Annotated in this window: 17 protein-coding genes and 2 tRNA genes; 1 reads left to right on the top strand and 18 read right to left on the bottom strand. The window is 60.5% G+C overall.

What is annotated here, in order from left to right; genetic code table 11:
• The 12 genes from rbfA to rlmE all read right to left on the bottom strand — a co-directional run bounded on the left by rbfA (position 1) and on the right by rlmE (position 11,660).
• The gene (rbfA, locus tag J3A98_RS01080) at positions 1–399 is read right to left on the bottom strand and encodes a 30S ribosome-binding factor RbfA (RefSeq protein ID WP_003249967.1); all 399 of its coding nucleotides are present in this window, start codon (positions 397–399) and stop codon (positions 1–3) included.
• A gap of 116 nt (positions 400–515) precedes the next feature.
• Positions 516–3,044 (bottom strand): translation initiation factor IF-2, encoded by a 2,529-nt coding sequence (gene infB, locus J3A98_RS01075; RefSeq protein WP_021784326.1) that lies wholly within the window; start codon positions 3,042–3,044, stop codon positions 516–518.
• A gap of 27 nt (positions 3,045–3,071) precedes the next feature.
• Entirely contained in the window at positions 3,072–4,553 is a 1,482-nt protein-coding gene (gene nusA / locus J3A98_RS01070; RefSeq protein ID WP_003249963.1) for a transcription termination factor NusA, read from the bottom strand.
• 59 nt (positions 4,554–4,612) lie between these two features.
• Positions 4,613–5,071, bottom strand: a complete 459-nt coding sequence (rimP, locus tag J3A98_RS01065) for a ribosome maturation factor RimP (RefSeq protein ID WP_003249960.1) — start codon at positions 5,069–5,071, stop codon at positions 4,613–4,615.
• Between the two features lie 129 nt (positions 5,072–5,200).
• Positions 5,201–5,277, bottom strand: a tRNA-Met gene (locus J3A98_RS01060).
• Positions 5,278–5,377: 100 nt separating this feature from the next.
• A tRNA-Leu gene (locus J3A98_RS01055) sits at positions 5,378–5,463 on the bottom strand.
• Positions 5,464–5,484: 21 nt separating this feature from the next.
• Positions 5,485–5,883: a preprotein translocase subunit SecG gene (gene secG / locus J3A98_RS01050; protein ID WP_176685376.1), complete on the bottom strand. Its 399-nt coding sequence runs from the start codon at positions 5,881–5,883 to the stop codon at positions 5,485–5,487.
• Positions 5,884–5,887: 4 nt separating this feature from the next.
• Positions 5,888–6,643 (bottom strand): triose-phosphate isomerase, encoded by a 756-nt coding sequence (gene tpiA, locus J3A98_RS01045; RefSeq protein WP_176685377.1) that lies wholly within the window; start codon positions 6,641–6,643, stop codon positions 5,888–5,890.
• A gap of 65 nt (positions 6,644–6,708) precedes the next feature.
• Complete coding sequence (glmM, locus tag J3A98_RS01040; RefSeq protein ID WP_176685378.1) at positions 6,709–8,049, bottom strand: phosphoglucosamine mutase; 1,341 nt, start codon at positions 8,047–8,049, stop codon at positions 6,709–6,711.
• Between the two features lie 16 nt (positions 8,050–8,065).
• Positions 8,066–8,917, bottom strand: coding sequence for a dihydropteroate synthase (gene folP / locus J3A98_RS01035; RefSeq protein ID WP_003249952.1), 852 nt, complete (start codon positions 8,915–8,917; stop codon positions 8,066–8,068).
• A gap of 8 nt (positions 8,918–8,925) precedes the next feature.
• Positions 8,926–10,830: an ATP-dependent zinc metalloprotease FtsH gene (ftsH, locus tag J3A98_RS01030; RefSeq protein ID WP_209963394.1), complete on the bottom strand. Its 1,905-nt coding sequence runs from the start codon at positions 10,828–10,830 to the stop codon at positions 8,926–8,928.
• A 206-nt stretch (positions 10,831–11,036) separates the two neighbouring features.
• The gene (gene rlmE, locus J3A98_RS01025; protein WP_176685379.1) at positions 11,037–11,660 is read right to left on the bottom strand and encodes a 23S rRNA (uridine(2552)-2'-O)-methyltransferase RlmE; all 624 of its coding nucleotides are present in this window, start codon (positions 11,658–11,660) and stop codon (positions 11,037–11,039) included.
• Positions 11,661–11,762: 102 nt separating this feature from the next.
• Between rlmE and yhbY the strand changes: the two genes are divergently transcribed.
• On the top strand, positions 11,763–12,071 hold the full coding sequence (yhbY, locus tag J3A98_RS01020; RefSeq protein ID WP_003249945.1) for a ribosome assembly RNA-binding protein YhbY: 309 nt from the start codon (positions 11,763–11,765) through the stop codon (positions 12,069–12,071).
• A gap of 12 nt (positions 12,072–12,083) precedes the next feature.
• On the opposite strand, the gene J3A98_RS01015 is transcribed toward yhbY, so the two are convergent.
• The 6 genes from J3A98_RS01015 to dnaJ all read right to left on the bottom strand — a co-directional run bounded on the left by J3A98_RS01015 (position 12,084) and on the right by dnaJ (position 19,725).
• Positions 12,084–12,533 (bottom strand): MFS transporter, encoded by a 450-nt coding sequence (locus J3A98_RS01015; RefSeq protein WP_209963392.1) that lies wholly within the window; start codon positions 12,531–12,533, stop codon positions 12,084–12,086.
• A complete protein-coding gene (gene greA / locus J3A98_RS01010) occupies positions 12,511–12,993 on the bottom strand; it encodes a transcription elongation factor GreA (RefSeq protein ID WP_013974292.1) in 483 nt (160 codons plus the stop codon). The genes J3A98_RS01015 and greA overlap by 23 nt, the downstream gene beginning before the upstream one ends.
• Entirely contained in the window at positions 12,990–16,211 is a 3,222-nt protein-coding gene (gene carB, locus J3A98_RS01005; RefSeq protein ID WP_028697606.1) for a carbamoyl-phosphate synthase large subunit, read from the bottom strand. Before carB ends, greA begins: the two co-directional genes overlap by 4 nt.
• Before the next feature lie 105 nt (positions 16,212–16,316).
• Positions 16,317–17,453 (bottom strand): glutamine-hydrolyzing carbamoyl-phosphate synthase small subunit, encoded by a 1,137-nt coding sequence (gene carA, locus J3A98_RS01000; protein WP_016391781.1) that lies wholly within the window; start codon positions 17,451–17,453, stop codon positions 16,317–16,319.
• Positions 17,454–17,780: 327 nt separating this feature from the next.
• The gene (gene dapB, locus J3A98_RS00995; RefSeq protein ID WP_012053753.1) at positions 17,781–18,584 is read right to left on the bottom strand and encodes a 4-hydroxy-tetrahydrodipicolinate reductase; all 804 of its coding nucleotides are present in this window, start codon (positions 18,582–18,584) and stop codon (positions 17,781–17,783) included.
• Between the two features lie 13 nt (positions 18,585–18,597).
• Positions 18,598–19,725: a molecular chaperone DnaJ gene (gene dnaJ, locus J3A98_RS00990; RefSeq protein ID WP_176685382.1), complete on the bottom strand. Its 1,128-nt coding sequence runs from the start codon at positions 19,723–19,725 to the stop codon at positions 18,598–18,600.
• Positions 19,726–19,730: the final 5 nt, after the last annotated feature.

Genomic DNA, 19,730 nt, shown 5'->3' with positions numbered 1-19,730 from the left:
TTACTCCTTGGTGTCCGACTCGTCGGCATCCTTGTGCAGGCGGTCTTCGGCCACTGCACGCTCGATCAGCGCCGACAGGTGCACACCACGGCTGACACTTTCATCGAAATGGAAGTGCAGCTGCGGCACGCTGCGCAGTTGCATCGAACGCCCCAGGTGCAGACGCAGGAAGCTGGCGGCGCTATTCAATGCCTTGAGCGACTGCTGCACGGCATCCGGGGTTTCCTCGCCCATGACGGTGATGAACACCTTGGCATGGCCCAGGTCACGGCTTACGTCCACGGCGGTGATGGTCACCAGACCGACACGCGGGTCCTTGACTTCGCGACGGATCAGCTCGGCCAGCTCGCGCTGCATCTGATCGCCAATACGTTGGGTACGGCTATATTCTTTGGCCATTCTTGCTACCTGTAACTTAAAGCGGCAAACGCCCGGACAGACGAATGCCTGACCGGGCGCTACCTGAAGAGGTACCGCAAGCCGCCCTGTAGCAGGCGCTTGCGGCTCGCTCGCCCTTAAAGGGTACGAGCCACCTGGACTTTCTCGAAGACTTCGATCTTGTCGCCGACCTTGACGTCGTTGTAGCTCTTGACGCCAATACCGCACTCCATGCCCGAACGGACTTCGGAAGCATCGTCCTTGAAGCGACGCAGCGATTCCAGCTCGCCTTCGAAGATCACAACGTCATCGCGCAGTACGCGGATCGGACGGTTGCGGTACACGGTACCCTCGATGACCATACAGCCAGCGATGGCGCCGAACTTCGGCGAACGGAACACGTCACGTACTTCGGCGACACCCAGGATGTTCTCGCGAACATCGCTGCCGAGCATGCCGGTCAGGGCCTTCTTGACGTCTTCGATGATGTCGTAGATCACGTTGTAGTAACGCATATCCAGACCTTCCTGCTCGACGATCTTGCGCGCACCGGCATCGGCACGCACGTTGAAGCCGAACAGTACTGCATTCGAAGCCAGCGCCAGGTTGGCATCGCTCTCGGTGATACCACCGACGCCACCACCAATCACGCGCACTTGCACTTCGTCGTTGCCCAGGCCGCCGAGCGAACCCTGCAGCGCTTCAAGAGAACCACGCACATCGGTCTTGAGAACGATGTTGAGGGTTTTCTTCTCTTCCTGACCCATGGTCTCGAAGATGTTTTCCAGCTTGCCGGCGTGAGCACGGGCCAGCTTGACCTCGCGATACTTGCCTTGACGGAACAGGGCAACTTCACGGGCTTTCTTCTCGTCGGCAACCACGGACAGCTCGTCACCGGCTTCCGGAGTACCGTCCAGGCCGAGGATTTCGACCGGGATCGACGGGCCGGCTTCCTTCACAGGCTTGCCGTTCTCGTCGAGCATGGCGCGTACGCGGCCATAGTTGGAACCGCACAGGACCATGTCGCCCTGACGCAGGGTACCGTCCTGAACCAGGATGGTCGCCACCGGGCCACGGCCCTTGTCCAGGCGCGATTCGACGACCACGCCACGACCTGGGGCGGTCGGGGTAGCGGTCAGCTCGAGGATCTCGGCCTGCAGCAGAACGGCTTCGAGCAGCTCGTCGACACCGGTACCCATCTTCGCCGAAACCTTGACGAACGGCGTGTCACCACCCCAGTCCTCAGAGGTAACGCCTTCGACGGACAGCTCGTTACGGATGCGATCGAGGTCAGCACCTGGCTTGTCGATCTTGTTCACCGCAACGACCAGCGGAACACCGGCTGCCTTGGCATGCTGAACGGCTTCGCGGGTTTGTGGCATCACACCGTCGTCCGCCGCCACCACCAGGATGACGATGTCGGTCGCCTTGGCACCACGGGCACGCATCTGGGTAAACGCAGCGTGACCTGGGGTATCGAGGAAGGTGACCATGCCGCGGTCGGTTTCCACGTGGTAGGCACCGATGTGCTGGGTAATACCACCGGCTTCGCCAGCGGCAACCTTGGCACGACGGATGTAGTCGAGCAGCGAGGTCTTACCATGGTCAACGTGACCCATGACGGTAACCACCGGCGCACGCGACTCGGTCTGGCCTTCGAACTTCAGCGATTCGGCCAGGGAGTCTTCCAGGGCGGTATCGCTGACCAGCGTGACCTTGTGGCCCAGCTCTTCTGCGATCAGCTGAGCGGTTTCCTGGTCGAGCACCTGGTTGATGGTGACCGGGGTACCCATCTTGAACATGAACTTGACCACTTCAGCGCCCTTGACGGACATCTGGTTAGCCAGCTCGGAGACCGTGATGGTCTCGCCGATGGTCACGTCACGGATGACGGGGCCGGTCGGGTTCTGGAAGCCGTGCTGATTACGCTTTTTCAGCTTGCTCTTGCCACCACGGCCACGACGAGCGCCATCGCTCTCTTCGTCGGTAGTGCGCGGAGCCGCACGTGGAGTCGGCGCTTTTTCCTTCTCCTTGACCTTGACCTTGATCGACACACGAGGTGCTTCGCCACGACGACGGTCGTCATCACGGGTACGGCTTTCGTTGCGACGGGTCTCGTCTTTCTTGCGCTCGGCAGCACGGGCTGCGGCGTCTTCAGAGGCCGGGGCGTCTGCGACTACCGGGGCCGGAGCAGCGGCAGGCGCCGGCTCTGGCTTGGCGGCAGGTGCAGGAGCGGCGGCTGCGGAGCCGGCCGCCTGACGGCGAGCCTGCTCTTCGTTGCGCTGGCGAACTTCGGCCTCGACCTTGTCGCGAGCGGCATTTTCAGCCGCGCGGCGCTCATCTTGCTCACGCTTCTGCTCAGCCTGGATTTCTTCAGGGCTGCGCTGAACGAAAACTTTCTTCTTGCGTACTTCTACGCTGATGCTTTTGCTACCGGCGACACGCAGGGTGCTGGTGGTTTTGCGCTGCAAGGTAATCTTGCGCGGCTCTTCCGCCTTGCTCTTGTGGCTGCTTTTCAAATGAGTCAGCAGGGTCTGCTTCTCATTGTCGGTCACTACCTGACCGGCGTCGGTGTGCGGCAGACCTGCCTCACGCATCTGCTGCAGCAGGCGCTCTACCGGTGCCTCGACCTCTTGGGCCAGTTCTTTCACCGTGACTTGCGTCATGCACTTCTCTCCTCAGGCCGCGCCTAATTACTCGAACCAGTGGGCTCGGGCGGCCATGATCAACTTGCCGGCACGCTCTTCGTCGATGCCGTCGATGTCGAGCAGATCGTCGATCGACTGCTCGGCCAGGTCTTCGCGGTTAACCACGCCGCGCACCGCCAGTTCAGCCGCCAGGTCTTTGTCCATGCCCTCAAGGGAGAGCAGGTCTTCGGCCGGGTGGGCGTCTGCCAGTTTTTCTTCGGTAGCGATGGCCTTGGTCAACAAACGGTCCTTGGCTCGAGCGCGGAGCTCATTGACGATGTCTTCGTCAAAGCCATCGATGTTGAGCATTTCTTCCAACGGTACGTAGGCAATTTCTTCAAGGCTGGTGAAGCCTTCGTCGACCAGCACTTGGGCCAGCTCCTCGTCGACTTCCAGTTCTTCGATGAAATTGCGCAGGATGTCACCGGTTTCGGCCTGTTGCTTGGCCTGGATGTCCTTTTCGGTCATCACGTTCAGGGTCCAGCCGGTCAACTGACTGGCCAGGCGAACGTTCTGACCGCCACGGCCAATGGCCTGGGCCAGGTTGTCCTCGGCGACGGCGATGTCCATGGCATGGGCATCTTCATCAACGATGATCGCCGCGACTTCAGCCGGCGACATGGCGTTGATGACGAACTGCGCCGGGTTATCGTCCCAAAGGACGATATCCACACGCTCACCACCCAGCTCCCCGGATACGGCCTGGACGCGCGAACCACGCATGCCAATGCAGGCACCTTGCGGATCGATACGCTTGTCCTTGGAGCGGACGGCAATCTTGGCTCGCGAACCCGGATCACGGGAAGCAGCCATGACTTCAATGAGGCCCTCGGCAATTTCCGGCACTTCAATGCGGAAAAGCTCGATCAGCATCTGCGGCGCGGTGCGCGACAGGATCAGCTGTGGGCCACGGTTTTCGGTGCGAATTTCCTTGAGCAGCGCACGCAGGCGCACGCCAACACGGAAGGTTTCGCGCGGAATGATGTCTTCGCGGGCCAGCAAGGCCTCTGCGTTGTTGCCCAGGTCAACGATGACGTTGTCGCGGGTAACCTTTTTTACGGTACCGGAGATGATCTCGCCAACGCGCTCACGGTAGGCATCGACCACCTGGGCACGCTCGGCCTCACGGACCTTCTGCACGATGACCTGCTTGGCGGTCTGGGCGGCAATACGACCGAACTCGATGGACTCGATCTTCTCTTCGATCACGTCACCGACCTTGGCTTCAGGGTGGGTGTCCTTGATCTTGTCCAGCCAGGTCTCGATCGCCGGATCATCAAGATCGGCTTCGTCGACCACGGTCCAGCGACGGAAAGTCTCGTAGCTACCCGTGTGGCGGTTGATTTCCACACGAAGGTCGACTTCGTCTTCAAAACGTTTTTTGGTTGCAGTGGCCAGGGCCACTTCCAGCGCTTCGAAAATGACGCCGGGCGGTACACCTTTTTCGTTGGATACCGATTCAACAACCAGCAGTACTTCTTTGCTCATCGTACGCCTCGCCTTGCGCAAGCCATTGGGCCCGGATAGTCCGCCGGGCCCGGCACGTCTCAGTCAAAACTGGGAATAATATTGGCCTTGTCGATCGAGTCGATCGGTAACAGGAACTCCTGATTGTCCACCTGGACCACCACATCCTGCTCCTCCACACCGCGGAGAAGGCCCTGGAAGTTACGACGACCCTCGAAGGGTGAGCGCAGCTTGATCTTCACTTGTTCGCCGGCATGCGAGGCAAACTGTTCCAGCGTGAACAGTGGGCGATCCATGCCTGGAGAAGACACCTCGAGGGTGTACTCACTGCTGATTGGATCTTCTACATCGAGGATTGCGCTGGCCTGACGGCTGACCGCTTCGCAGTCGTCCACCAGAATACCGCCTTCCTTGTCGATGTAGATGCGCAGTACCGAATGCTTACCCTGGGAAACGTATTCGATCCCCCAGCACTGATAGCCCAGACCCTCGACAACCGGGGCCAACAAGGCCTGCAACTGTTCTAGCTTGCTCGACACCTGAACCCCCTCGTGCATGCTGTGCAAATAAAAAATGGGCGAAGCGCCCATCCCTGAAAGCGCCGTAGGACAACGACGCCGAAACTGTTCGGTTAGCAAAAAGCCCCTGAAAAGGGGCTCCGCTGAAGCTGGTTGCGGGGGCTGGATTTGAACCAACGACCTTCGGGTTATGAGCCCGACGAGCTACCAAGCTGCTCCACCCCGCGACAAAGCTGGGGCAAAAGTATAAGACCGAACCCTGTTGAGGGTCAAATCCAAACATTCACCTACAAGAAAGCCCGCTAAAGCGGGCTCTCAAGCTTTAATTGGTACCGAGAAGGGGACTCGAACCCCTACACCCTATGGGCACAACCACCTCAAGGTTGCGTGTCTACCAATTCCACCACCTCGGCAATACTACTACTTGAAACCCGTTACTTCTGCTCTTGAGCCGGAGGAGGTACATCACCGGTATTATGGGTGGTTTCGCTCTTCTGCTGCTGGAGCACCGGTACATCATCATTAACTGCCGGTTTCTGCGGCTCTTTCACTTCTAGCACTGCTGGATCTGGAAGACCTGCTTGGCTAAGCTGGTGAGCTTGTTGCTTCGCGAAGTATCCTAACCCAAGTGCTGTCAAAAAGAAAGTGGCAGCGAGTATAGCAGTTAATTTACTTAGGAACGTTGCAGAGCCTTGGCTCCCGAACACGGTGTTTGAGGCACCCGCGCCGAAAGATGCACCTGCTTCAGCACCTTTACCCTGTTGCAACAGAACCAGCACTACAAGCGACAGCGCTGCCAACAGATGAAAAACAACGATGACTGTTTCCAGCATTTGTTCAGTTTCCTGCGGCGCGACAAATTGCACCGAATTCGTCTGCGTTCAGGGAAGCCCCACCAATGAGCCCCCCATCGATATCCGGCATGCCGAACAGTTCGGCCGCATTGGCCGCCTTCACGCTGCCGCCGTATAGCAACTGCACCTTCGCAGCCACTTCAGCATCTTCTGCCGCCAGCTGGCCGCGGATGGCGGCGTGCACATCCTGGGCCTGCTGTGGCGTGGCCGTAAGGCCTGTACCGATGGCCCATACAGGCTCATAGGCAATTACTGCATCGGCAAAAGCCTTAACACCGAATGCTTCGATGATACTGCTTAGTTGACGCCCGACAACTTCGAGCGTTTTGCCAGCCTCGCGCTCTTCAAGGGTTTCCCCTATGCAAAGCACTGGCTTCAAGCCTTTGGCCTGAGCGGCTGCAAACTTGCGATTGAGTACTTCGTCGGTTTCACCAATAATCTGGCGACGCTCCGAATGACCAATCAACACCAACTTGCAACCTGCTTCAACCAGCTGCTCGGGAGCAACTTCCCCAGTCAGCGCACCCTGTTCGGGTTGTACAGCAGAATTCTGTGCGCCGATAGTAATTTCTTTACCTGCCAGGCCATCGATCACTTGATTGATGAACAAGGCCGGTGGAAATACGGCGACTTCCACTCCGCTCGGCAAGGCGAGATTACTCAAGCCTTTGGTCAGCTCAGCGACGCTAGCGCGGGTACCGTGCATTTTCCAGTTACCAGCTACCATAGGGCGACGCATGCTTTACCTCGTCGGTCAAAGTGGGCGCAGATCTTACCCAACCAGATCTGCGCTGGCAAGCGCCTTCAGACACAAACTTCGCCGACCAGTTTGGCCAGCGCTTCAGCATGGGCCCGCACCTGGGTTTCGTCTTCGCCCTCAACCATGACCCGGACCAACGGTTCGGTACCGGACTTGCGCAACAGCACACGACCACGCCCCGCCAGCGCTTCGGTAACCTTGGCACTGGCTTCCTTGACGGCCGGGTGCTCCAGCGGGTCGACCTTGCTGGCGCCAAAGCGCACATTGATCAGCACCTGCGGACACTTGCGCAGGGCCTGGCGGGCCTGGGCCAGGGTTTCGCCACGGCGTTTGAGCGCCATCAGCACCTGCAGCGCGGCAATGATCGCATCGCCGGTGGTAGTGTGGTTGCAGCACACGACGTGACCGGAGTTTTCACCGCCGACCAGCCATTGACGCTCCAACAGCTCGGCCATGACGTAACGGTCGCCGACCTTGGCCCGCACGAACGGGATGTCCAGGTCCTTGAGCGCCAGCTCCAGGCCCAGGTTACTCATCAGCGTGCCGACCACCCCGCCTTGCAGCTTGCCATGCTCCTGCAGGTCGCGCGCAATGATGAACAGCAGTTCGTCACCGTCGACGATGGCACCCGTGTGGTCGACCATCAGCACGCGATCGCCGTCACCGTCAAAGGCAATGCCGAGATCGGCATGCCCGACCAGTACAGCGGCCTGTAGCGATTCGATGTGTGTCGAGCCGCAACCTTCGTTGATGTTCAGGCCATCCGGTTGTGCATGCAGCACGGTCACGTCGGCACCCAGCTCACGGAATACGCTGGGCGCAACCTTGTAGGTAGCACCATGGGCGCAGTCGACCACCAGCTTGAGGCCCTCGAAGCTGGTGCTGCTCGGCACGCTGCTTTTGCAGAATTCGATGTAGCGGCCGGCGGCATCATTGATACGCGAAACCTTGCCCAGCTTGCCCGACTCGACAACGGTCATCGGTTGGTCGAGCAGCTCTTCGATCATCAGCTCGACCTCGTCCGGCAGCTTGGTGCCCTGGCCCGAGAAGAACTTGATGCCGTTGTCGTCGTGCGGGTTGTGCGAGGCACTGATGACGATGCCGGCTTCGGCGTGGAAGGTACGCGTGAGGTAAGCGATGGCCGGGGTCGGCATCGGCCCGAGCAGCATCACATCGGCACCTGCTGCGGACAGGCCGGCTTCAAGTGCGGACTCGAACATGTACCCGGAGATACGGGTGTCCTTGCCCACCAGCACGCGGCAATGGCCTTGCTTGCGGAAGGCCATGCCGGCCGCCCAGCCGAGCTTCAGCATGAAGTCAGGCGTGATCGGGTATTCGCCGACGCGGCCACGAATGCCGTCGGTACCAAAGTATTTTCTGCTCATAGGGACTCCAATGTTCTTATTCGGCGTTTTGCACCGCAGCGATCATGCGCACCACATCAACGGTTTCGGCCACGTCATGTACACGAAGGATGCTCGCCCCTTTGGTCATGGCCAACGCCGCCAGCGCAAGGCTGCCGTACAAGCGCTCGCCGACCGGACGTTCCAGCGTCAGGCCGATCATGCTCTTTCGTGAAACGCCCACCAGCAGTGGGCGCCCAAGGCGATAGAGCGCTTCCATGTGCTTGAACAGGCTCAGATTGTGCGCCAGTGTCTTGGCGAAACCGAAGCCCGGGTCAAGGATGATTCTGTCAGCGTCGATGCCCGCAGCTGCGCAGGCGGCCATCCGCTGTTCAAGATAACGCGTGACGTCGGCAGTCACGTCCTGGTAATGCGGATCGTCCTGCATGTTGCCTGGCTCGCCACGCATGTGCATGAGGCACACCGGCAGACCGGTATCCGCCGCAGCGTCCAGGGCGCCATCGCGCTCCAGGGCCCGCACGTCGTTGATCAGCCCGGCACCAAGGCGTGCAGCTTCGCGCATGACGGCAGGTGTGGAGGTATCGACCGAAATGACCACGTCGAGGCGGCTGTTGATGGCCTCGACCATTGGCGCCACACGTTCCAGCTCCTCGGTCACCGACACTGCACGCGCACCCGGGCGCGTGGACTCGCCACCGATATCGATCAGCGTTGCGCCAGCGGCAACCATCGCTTCGGCATGGCGCAGGGCTTCGTCGCGCTGACTGAAGCGACCGCCATCGGAGAAGGAATCGGGGGTGATATTGAGAATACCCATCACATGGGTATGCGACAAATCAAGAACCCGGCTGCCGCAAGGCAACCGGGTCGGGTACTGCACTGAGCTCATAGATGCCCTTAGTGTTCAGCCGCTGGGCCGCCGATTGGCGATTCCGGACGATCATCCTGGGCCGCAGGCGTGCCCGAGTGCTTGTCGTCGTCCCAATCACGCGGTTCACGTGGTGTGCGCCCAGCCATGATGTCGTCAATCTGATCGGCATCGATGGTCTCGTACTTCATCAGCGCTTCAGTCATCGCCTCGAGCTTGTCGCGGTTGTCGATCAGCAACTGCTTGGCAGTGGCATAGCACTGATCGATGATGCTGCGCACCTCGGAGTCGATCAGTTTGGCAGTCTCGCCGGACACACTGGCATGCTGGCTGCCGGCACTACGGCCGAGGAACACTTCGCCCTCTTCCTCTGCATACATCAGCGGGCCGAGCTTCTCGGACAGGCCCCATTTGGTGACCATGTTACGAGCGAGCTGGCTGGCCCGCATGATGTCGTTGGACGCGCCGGTGGTCACGCCATCGAAGCCCAAGGTCATCTCCTCGGCGATACGGCCGCCATACAGCGAGCAGATCTGGCTGATCAGCGCACGCTTGGACAGGCTGTAGCGGTCTTCTTCCGGCAGGAACATGGTCACACCCAAGGCACGACCACGCGGGATGATCGAAACCTTGTAGACCGGGTCGTGCTCAGGCACCAGGCGACCGACAATGGCGTGGCCGGCCTCGTGATAGGCGGTGTTTCTCTTTTCTTTTTCGGACATGACCATGGTCTTGCGCTCGGCGCCCATCATGATCTTGTCCTTGGCCAGCTCGAACTCTTTCATTTCGACCAGGCGCTTGTTGGAACGCGCGGCAAACAGCGAAGCCTCGTTGACCAGGTTGGCCAGGTCGGCGCCGGAGAAGCCTGGGGTACCACGCGCGATGACCGCCGGATTGACGTTCTCGCCGATCGGTACCTTGCGCATGTGCACCTTGAGGATCTGCTCGCGGCCACGAATGTCCGGCAGGCCAACCACCACCTGGCGGTCGAAGCGGCCCGGGCGCAGCAGCGCCGGGTCGAGCACATCCGGACGGTTGGTGGCGGCGATGACGATGATGCCATCGTTCATCTCGAAGCCGTCCATCTCCACCAGCAACTGGTTGAGGGTTTGTTCACGCTCGTCGTGACCGCCACCCATGCCGGCGCCACGGTGGCGACCAACGGCGTCGATCTCGTCGATGAAGATGATGCACGGGGCGTGCTTCTTGGCCTGCTCGAACATGTCGCGCACACGGCTGGCACCGACACCCACGAACATTTCCACGAAGTCCGAACCGGAAATGGTGAAGAACGGTACTTTCGCTTCGCCCGCAATGGCCTTGGCCAGCAGGGTCTTACCGGTACCGGGCGGGCCAACCATCAGCACACCGCGCGGGATACGGCCACCCAGGCGCTGAAACTTGCCCGGATCGCGCAGGAACTCGACCAGCTCGCCAACCTCTTCCTTGGCCTCGTCGCAGCCGGCAACGTCAGCCAGCGTGGTCTTGACCTGGTCTTCGGACAGCAGGCGGGCCTTGCTCTTGCCGAAGCTCATCGGCCCGCCCTTGCCGCCCGCACCACCTTGCATCTGGCGCATGAAGAACATGAACACGGCAATGATCACCAGGATCGGGAAGCTCGCCACCAGCAACTGTGTCCAGATGCTCTGTTGCTCAGGCTGCTTGCCTTCGACGACCACGTGGTTGTCGACCAGATCGCCAATCAGGCCATTGTCGGTGATGGCCGGGCGCACAGTCTTGAAGTTGTCGCCATCGCTGCGCTTGCCAGTAATGATGTAGCCATCGACAGTCACACGCTCGACCTTGCCATCCTTGACCTGCTGGATGAAGTCGGAGTAGTTGAGGGTCTGCGGCTCGTTAGGGCTGGAGAAGTTGTTCATCACTGTCACCAGGACAGCTGCGATGATCAACCACAGGATCAGATTCTTTGCCATGTCGTTCAATTAGCTACCCTCTGAGGCCGGCGCACGACGCAGCCGTGCCTCGCATGATATTCATCGCCCTAACTTACTACATTACCTACGCAGCCGCAGGCACCGTCTGTAACCCTTTGTGAAAGCTAGACTACACGAAGTTCGGACGATCCTGACGCAGCGGCCGATTGGAATTAACTATCGACCACCCCGCTTCACACCTTTCATTACCCTTTGAAGCCCCTGCCCAACAGGTATTGCTCCCGGGAACGGTCCCGCGACGACGACGGCTTGCGCATTTGCACCTTGTCGAACTTGCTGCGCACGTCCTTCAGGTACACGTCAAAACCTTCGCCCTGGAAAATCTTGATCAGGAAGTCGCCCCCGGGCTTGAGTACACGGGTTGCCAGATCGAGGGCCAACTCGCAGAGGAACATGGCACGCGGAATGTCTACCGCGGGCGTACCACTCATATTGGGGGCCATGTCGGAAATCACAAGGTCTACATGCGAATCGCCGACCGCTTCGAGAATGCGCTGCAGCACTTCGTCCTGGGTGAAGTCCCCCTGAATGAAGGTCACGTCGGCGATCGCGTCCATTTCCAGAATGTCCGAAGCGATCAGGCGACCTTGGCCACCAATCAGACGACTGGTCACCTGGGACCAGCCACCAGGGGCCGCGCCGAGATCGATCACGCTCATGCCTGGGCGGATAATGCGGTCCTTCTCCTGGATCTCCAGCAGCTTGTAGCTCGCACGCGAGCGATACCCATCCTTCTGCGCCTGCTTCACAAAAGGGTCGTTGAAATGCTCTCGCAGCCAGTTTGCGCTGCTTTTGGAACGTTGTACCACGGGGCACCTCGATGATATGCGTCGTGATTGACTGGGCGGAGCCGGTGGCCCTCGGGTAAAATGCCGGTCAATTTTACAGAATCAGACGGAAAGGGTCAGATTATGCCGCTCAATAACGAGCAGAAGAAGCAATACAAGTCCATTGGTCATGACCTGAAGCCGGTCCTGATCGTTGCTGGCAACGGTTTGAATGAAGGCGTCATCGCCGAACTGGAGCGCGCGCTGGTCGACCATGAGCTGATCAAGGTCGAGATTCGCTCGGAAGACCGCGAGGAGCGCGCCGAAACCATCGCCGAGCTGTGCAAGGCCGGCCGTGCCGAGCTGGTGCAGACCATCGGCAAGAAAGCCCTGATCTACCGCAAGAACCCACAGCCGAACAAGCAGCTGTCCAACATCCACCGTTACAAGTAACGGTAGCGCCGATCAGTGGCGCGGTGAACGCGCCCTGACCGGTACCGGCTGGGCCACCAGCACGACGCCGGAAAAACCCAGCACCAGGAAGCAGAACATCTGCCAGCGCTCGCCCACGGAAATACCGTAGCGCAAGGTGTAATACCCCACGCAGGCACCGAAGCCGAGCAACAGCATCTGGCCGCGGAACTGCCGCCACCAGGCCGCCAGGCCGTCCACCCTCGCCAGCACTGCCAGCTGAGTCAACAAGCCAAGCAACGCCACGCCGATCAACCAGCGGTCGATCTGCCCGGCAACATCCTGCACCAGCAGCGGCGCCAGGCCACTGACCTTGAGCGCAGGCACCAGCCCCACATGGAACACCCACAGGCCACCGACCCAGAAAACCTGGGCCAGCTGCCAGAGGATCCCCTCAAGGGATGGCGCCCGCAGGCGCCGGTCAGATGTGCTTGACTTCGACAATCTCGTACTCGACCGTGCCGCTAGGCGTCTTGACGACGACAGTATCACCTTCTTCCTTGCCGATGATGGCACGGGCGATAGGTGCGCCGCTCGACAGCTTGCCCTGCTTCACGTCGGCTTCATCCTCGCCAACGATCTGGTAGGACACCTCTTCATCGGTTTCGGTGTTGGCCAGTACCACGGTGGTACCGAAAATCACCTTGCCGGTGTGAGGGATAGTGGTCACATCGATGACCACCGAGTTCTGCAGACGGCCTTCGATATCACGGATACGCGCTTCGACCATGCCCTGCTCCTCACGGGCTGCATGATATTCAGCGTTTTCCTTGAGGTCACCCAGCTCACGTGCCTCACCAATGGCCTGACTCAGGCGCGGGCGCTCGGTCTTGCTCAGAAACAGGTGTTCCTCTTCCAGGGCGCGAGCGCCCTGGACGGTCATCGGGTATTTGGTAATGCTCATGCTTTCAGTCCTGCATGCAGATCTTGCAAGCGACGAACGGTCTTTTCCGGACCGAATTTCAGCGCTTCGCAGATGGCTTCACCAGCCGCAATGGTAGTGGTGCAGTAAATCTTGTGCTGCAGCGCATTGCGACGAATCGAATAGGAATCGGCGATCGACTGGCGCCCTTCGGTGGTGTTGATGATCAGCGACACTTCGTCGTTCTTGATCATGTCGACCACGTGTGGGCGACCTTCGGTCACTTTGTTCACACGGCGCACTTTCAAGCCGGCCGCCTCGATAACCTTGGCAGTGCCGGCAGTGGCAACCACTTCGAAGCCCAGGGCGATCAGGTCGCGGGCAACGCCAGCCACTTGTGGCTTGTCGTCGTCACGCACGCTGATGAACGCAGTACCACCGGTCGGCAGCACTTCGCTTGCACCCATCTGGGCCTTGGCGAAGGCTTCACCGAAGCTGTCACCGACACCCATCACTTCACCGGTCGATTTCATCTCAGGGCCGAGGATCGGGTCAACCCCTGGGAACTTGGCGAACGGGAAGACGGCTTCCTTGACGCTGTAGAAGTTCGGGATGATTTCCTGGGTGAAGCCCAGCTCTTTCAGGGTTTTACCCGCCATGACACGGGCTGCGATCATCGCCAGGGACGTGCCGATGCACTTGGACACGAACGGTACGGTACGCGAGGCACGCGGGTTGACTTCGATCACGTAGATCTTGTCACCCTGCAGGGCCAACTGCACGTTCATCAGGCCGACCACGCCCAGCTCCAGGGCCATTTTCTTGACCTGAACGCGGACTTCGTCCTGCACTTCCTTGCTCAGCGAGTAAGGTGGCAGCGAGCACGCCGAGTCACCGGAGTGAACACCGGCCTGTTCGATGTGCTGCATGATTGCGCCGATGACCACGTCGGTGCCGTCGCACACCGCATCCACGTCCATCTCGATGGCGCAGTTGAGGAAGTGGTCGAGCAGTACCGGGCTATCGTTCGACACTTGTACTGCTTCACGCAGGTAGCGCTTGAGCTCGTCCAGTTCGTAGACGATCTCCATGGCACGGCCGCCCAGTACGTAGGACGGACGCACGACCAGCGGATAGCCGATGCTGCCCGCAGCACGGATGGCTTCTTCTTCGCTGCGCACGGTAGCGTTTGGCGGCTGCAGCAGGCTCAGGCGCTGAACCATCTGCTGGAAGCGCTCACGGTCTTCGGCGCGGTCGATGGCGTCAGGGCTGGTACCGATGATCGGCACGCCAGCTTCTTCCAGAGCGCGGGCCAGCTTCAGCGGGGTCTGGCCGCCGTAGTGAACGATCACGCCCTTCGGCTTCTCGACGCGGCAGACTTCCAGCACGTCTTCCAGGGTCAGCGGCTCGAAGTACAGGCGATCGGAAGTGTCATAGTCGGTGGAGACGGTTTCCGGGTTGCAGTTGACCATGATGGTCTCGTAACCGTCTTCACGCAGCGCCAGGGCTGCGTGTACGCAGCAGTAGTCGAACTCGATACCCTGGCCGATACGGTTAGGGCCACCACCCAGGATCATGATCTTGTCGCGGGTCGACGGGTTGGCCTCGCACTCTTCCTCGTAGGTGGAGTACAGGTAGGCGGTGTCGGTGGCGAACTCGGCGGCGCAGGTGTCGACGCGCTTGTACACCGGGAACACTTCCAGCTTGTGGCGGTGGCGGCGCAGGTTCTTGTCGGTGATACCCAGCAGTACTGCCAGACGCTGGTCCGAGAAGCCCTTGCGCTTGAGGCGCAGCATGTAGTCCTTGTCGATCGACGACAAAGCCAGGGTCTTGACCTTCTCTTCTTCCTTGATCAGGTCTTCCATCTGCACCAGGAACCACATGTCGATGCCGGTCAGATTGAAGATTTCTTCGCAGGTCATGCCCGAACGCATGGCGTCAGCCACGTACCAGATACGCTCGGCACCCGGCACGGTCAGTTCGCGCTTGAGGATGCTGGCGGCTTCCGGGCTGGCCAGGTCGACTTTCGGGTCGAGGCCGCAGGCGCCGACTTCCAGGCCGCGCAGGGCTTTCTGCAGGGATTCCTGGAAAGTACGGCCGATGGCCATGACTTCACCCACGGATTTCATCTGGGTGGTCAGACGGGCGTCGGCTTTCGGGAATTTCTCGAAAGCGAAGCGTGGCAGCTTGGTGACGACGTAGTCGATCGACGGCTCGAAGGACGCCGGGGTGCGACCGCCAGTGATGTCGTTCTGCAGCTCGTCGAGGGTGTAACCAATGGCCAGCTTGGCGGCGATCTTGGCGATCGGGAAGCCGGTGGCCTTGGAAGCCAGGGCGGACGAACGCGATACGCGCGGGTTCATCTCGATGACGACCATGCGGCCGGTGTTCGGGCAAATGCCGAACTGGACGTTGGAACCACCGGTTTCCACACCGATTTCACGCAGCACCGCCAGCGAGGCGTTGCGCATGATCTGGTATTCCTTGTCGGTCAGGGTCTGTGCCGGAGCAACAGTGATCGAGTCACCGGTGTGCACACCCATCGGGTCGAAGTTCTCGATCGAGCAGACGATGATGCAGTTGTCCTTTTTGTCGCGGACCACTTCCATCTCGTACTCTTTCCAGCCGATCAGCGATTCGTCGATCAGCAGCTCTTTGGTCGGCGACAGGTCCAGACCGCGGGTGCAGATTTCCTCGAACTCTTCACGGTTGTAAGCGATACCACCACCGGTGCCGCCCATGGTGAACGATGGGCGAATGATGCACGGGAAGCCAAGCTTCTCGAGGACCGCATTGGCCTCTTCCATGCTGTGGGCGATACCGGAGCGCGGGCACTCCAGGCCGATGTCCTTCATCGCCTTGTCGAAGCGCGAACGGTCTTCAGCCTTGTCGATGGTGTCAGCGTTGGCACCGATCATCTCTACGCCGAACTTCTCCAGAACGCCGTGGCGCTCCAGGTCCAGGGCGCAGTTCAGTGCGGTCTGGCCACCCATGGTCGGCAAAACGGCGTCCGGGCGCTCTTTTTCGATGATCTTGGCGACCGATTGCCACTTGATCGGCTCGATGTAGGTGGCGTCGGCCATGGCCGGGTCGGTCATGATGGTGGCTGGGTTGGAGTTCACCAGGATGACGCGGAAACCTTCCTCGCGCAGGGCTTTACAGGCCTGGGCGCCGGAGTAGTCGAATTCGCAGGCCTGGCCGATCACGATCGGGCCAGCGCCGAGAATCAGGATGCTTTTGATGTCTGTACGTTTTGGCATGGTGGTCACTCAAATCCGGGGTCAGTCGGCAAGCCGCTTTGAACAATCTGGGTCAGGCGCTTCCGGGCACGGCAGGTGCCGGCCCGGGGCCTTGAAGCAGGATGCTCAGCGGCGCTTGGCCATGGCATCGGTGAAACGATCGAACAGAGGCGCGACGTCGGTCGGGCCTGGGCTCGCTTCAGGGTGGCCCTGGAAGCTGAACGCGCTCTTGTCGGTACGCTCGATACCCTGCAGGGTGCCGTCGAACAGCGACTTGTGAATGGCGCGAACGTTACCCGGCAGGGTCGCTTCGTCAACGGCAAAGCCGTGGTTCTGGCTGGTGATCATGACCACGCCGGTATCCAGGTCCTGGACCGGGTGGTTGGCACCGTGGTGGCCGTGGCCCATTTTCACGGTCTTGGCACCGGAGGCCAGGGCCAGCAGCTGGTGGCCGAGGCAGATGCCGAATACCGGAATCTCGGTTTCGAGGATTTCCTTGATCGCCTGGATCGCGTAGTCGCACGGCTCGGGGTCACCAGGGCCGTTGGACAGGAACACGCCGTCCGGGTTGAGTGCCAGCACTTCGCTGGCCGGGGTCTGGGCTGGCACCACGGTCACGCGGCAGCCACGGGCTACCAGCATGCGCAGAATGTTCAGCTTGACGCCGTAGTCGAAGGCAACCACGTGGTACGGCAGGTCGGCAGCCTCGATGGTCGGGTGGCTGTCGGTTTTCAGCTCCCACACACTGGAGCGCCACTCGTAACGCTCCTTGGTGGAGACGACCTTGGCCAGGTCCATGCCCTTCAGGCCCGGGAAGCCGCGGGCAGCAGCGATGGCGGCTTCTTCGCTGATGTTGTCACCCGCCAGAATGCAGCCGTTCTGGGCGCCCTTTTCACGCAGGATACGGGTCAGGCGACGAGTGTCGATGCCGGCGATGGCAACGACGTTGTTGGCCTTGAGGTACTCAGGCAGCGACTGGGTGTTGCGCCAGTTGCTGGCCAGCAGCGGCAGGTCACGGATGACCAGGCCAGCGGACCAGACGCGGTTCGACTCGGCGTCTTCCGGGGTAGTACCGGTGTTGCCGATGTGCGGGTAGGTCAGGGTAACGATTTGCTGCGCGTAGGAAGGGTCTGTAAGGATTTCCTGGTAGCCGGTCATAGCGGTGTTGAATACCACCTCACCAACGGTCTGACCGTCGGCACCGATGGCTTCACCGCGGAAAATACTGCCGTCGGCAAGGGCGAGTATGGCTGGCTTTGTCAAGAAGACCTCCCGTAAATCAAGCATGAAAGGGCGATCGCAGGTTGCAAAAAAGCGGAGTGACGTATGGACACGTCACCCCGCTTTCATGTGCTGAATTCAATTCGCTGCGCGCTTTTAGTGGACACACTAAAGCTGTAGCTTACAGAAAAGTGTGTTTTCGGTCTACCGCGGATGTGCCTCTAAAACACATCAATGCGACAGGCTGACATCTGTATTGGCTTCTTCGCGGGCTCGCCCGCTCCCACAGGCCCACCACAAGCCACAAGACCCGCGCAATACCTGTGGGAGCGGGCAAGCCCGCGAAGCAGCCAGCACCGCCAGAACGGCTTAACGCAGCTCGAGCACATCCTGCATGTCGTACAGCCCCGGCTCACGCCCATCCAGCCACAGCGCCGCACGTACGGCACCCTTGGCGAAGGTCATGCGGCTGGAGGCCTTGTGGGTGATTTCCAGGCGCTCGCCTTCGGCAGCGAACAACACAGTGTGATCGCCCACCACATCGCCGGCACGCACGGTGGCGAAACCGATGGTTTTGCGATCCCGCGCGCCAGTCTGCCCTTCACGGCCATACACGGCCACTTCCTGCAGGTCACGGCCCAGCGCATTGGCAACCACTTCACCCATGCGCAGTGCAGTACCCGACGGGGCATCGACCTTGTGCCGGTGGTGCGCCTCGATGATTTCGATATCGACATCATCGCCCAGCACCCGCGCAGCCATATCCAGCAGCTTCAGGCTAAGGTTGACACCCACGCTGAAGTTGGCGGCGAACACGATAGGAATGTCCTTGCCAGCCTCAGCCAACAACTGCTTCTCTTCGACTGTAAAACCGGTCGTGCCGATGATCATCGCCTTGCCGTGCTTGCGGCAGAACGCCAGGTTTTTCAGGGTCACCGAGGGGTGAGTGAAATCGATCAGCACATCGAACTCGTCGGCAACCTTGGCCAGGTCGTCGGACAACAGCACGCCAATTCGGCCAAGTGCCGCCAGCTCTCCGGCATCAGCCCCGACCAACGAGCTGTCAGGGCGATCAATTGCCGCAGTCAGCCCTGCACCTGAGGTTTGTTGCACGGCTTCGATGAGGGTTTTACCCATCCGCCCCGCCGCGCCCATCACTGCAATACGTCGCATAACCTGTTCCTTGTCAGAGATCGCCGAAGAAGCGCTTCACACCATCGAACCAGCCGCTGGCCTTGGGCGAGTGGGAACTGTCGCCTTCCAGCGAATCACGCAGCTCTTCGAGCAACTCGCGCTGGCGACGGCTGAGGTTGACCGGGGTTTCTACGGCCACACGGCACAGCAGGTCGCCCGCGCCACCGCCACGCACCGGGGCAACACCCTTGCCACGCAGACGGAACTGCTTACCGGTCTGGGTACCTTCCGGAATCCTCAGCTTCACACGACCATCCAGGGTCGGCACTTCCAGCTCGCCGCCCAGGGCAGCATCGGTGTAGCTGATCGGTACTTCACAGTACAGGTGCTTGCCATCACGCTGGAAGATTTCGTGCTCACGCACGCTGATCACCACGTACAGGTCGCCAGTCGGGCCACCATGAGTACCCGCCTCGCCCTCACCCGACAGACGGATGCGGTCGCCGGTATCAACACCTGCCGGCACCTTGACCGACAGCGTCTTGTATTCCTCGACACGCCCTTCACCGTGGCACGAAGTGCACGGGTCGGTAATGATCTTGCCTTGGCCATGGCAGCGCGGGCAGGTCTGCTGCACCGAGAAGAAGCCTTGCTGCATGCGCACCTGGCCGATGCCGCCGCAGGTCGGGCAGGTCGACGGGGTCGAGCCCTTCTTGGCACCGGAACCGTCGCAAGGCTGGCAGTTGACCAGGGTGGGCACGCGGATGCTGACCGTAGTGCCACGCACCGCTTCTTCCAGGTTCAGTTCCAGGGTGTAGCGCAGGTCGCTGCCGCGCTGGGCACCGCCTCGACCACCACCGCGGCCGCCGCCACCGAAGAAGTCGCTGAACACATCACCGAAGATGTCGGAGAAGTTGGCACCACCAAAGCCGGCACCACCGCCACCCATGCTTGGGTCGACACCTGCATGGCCATACTGGTCGAAGGCCGCACGCTTGCTAGCGTCCGACAGCACTTCGTAGGCCTCGTTGGCCTCCTTGAACTTGTCTTCCGATTCTTTATCGCCCGGGTTGCGGTCCGGGTGGTACTTCATCGCCAAACGGCGGTAAGCCTTCTTGAGGTCCGCTTCAGTGGCGCCGCGCTCGACACCCAGGACCTCATAATAATCACGCTTGGACATAGGTC

Origin of the sequence: Pseudomonas sp. BP6 (assembly GCF_017875935.1) — a bacterium.
Taxonomy (GTDB): Bacteria; Pseudomonadota; Gammaproteobacteria; order Pseudomonadales; family Pseudomonadaceae; genus Aquipseudomonas; species Aquipseudomonas putida_Y.
This window is presented reverse-complemented; position numbering and strand designations above follow the sequence as displayed.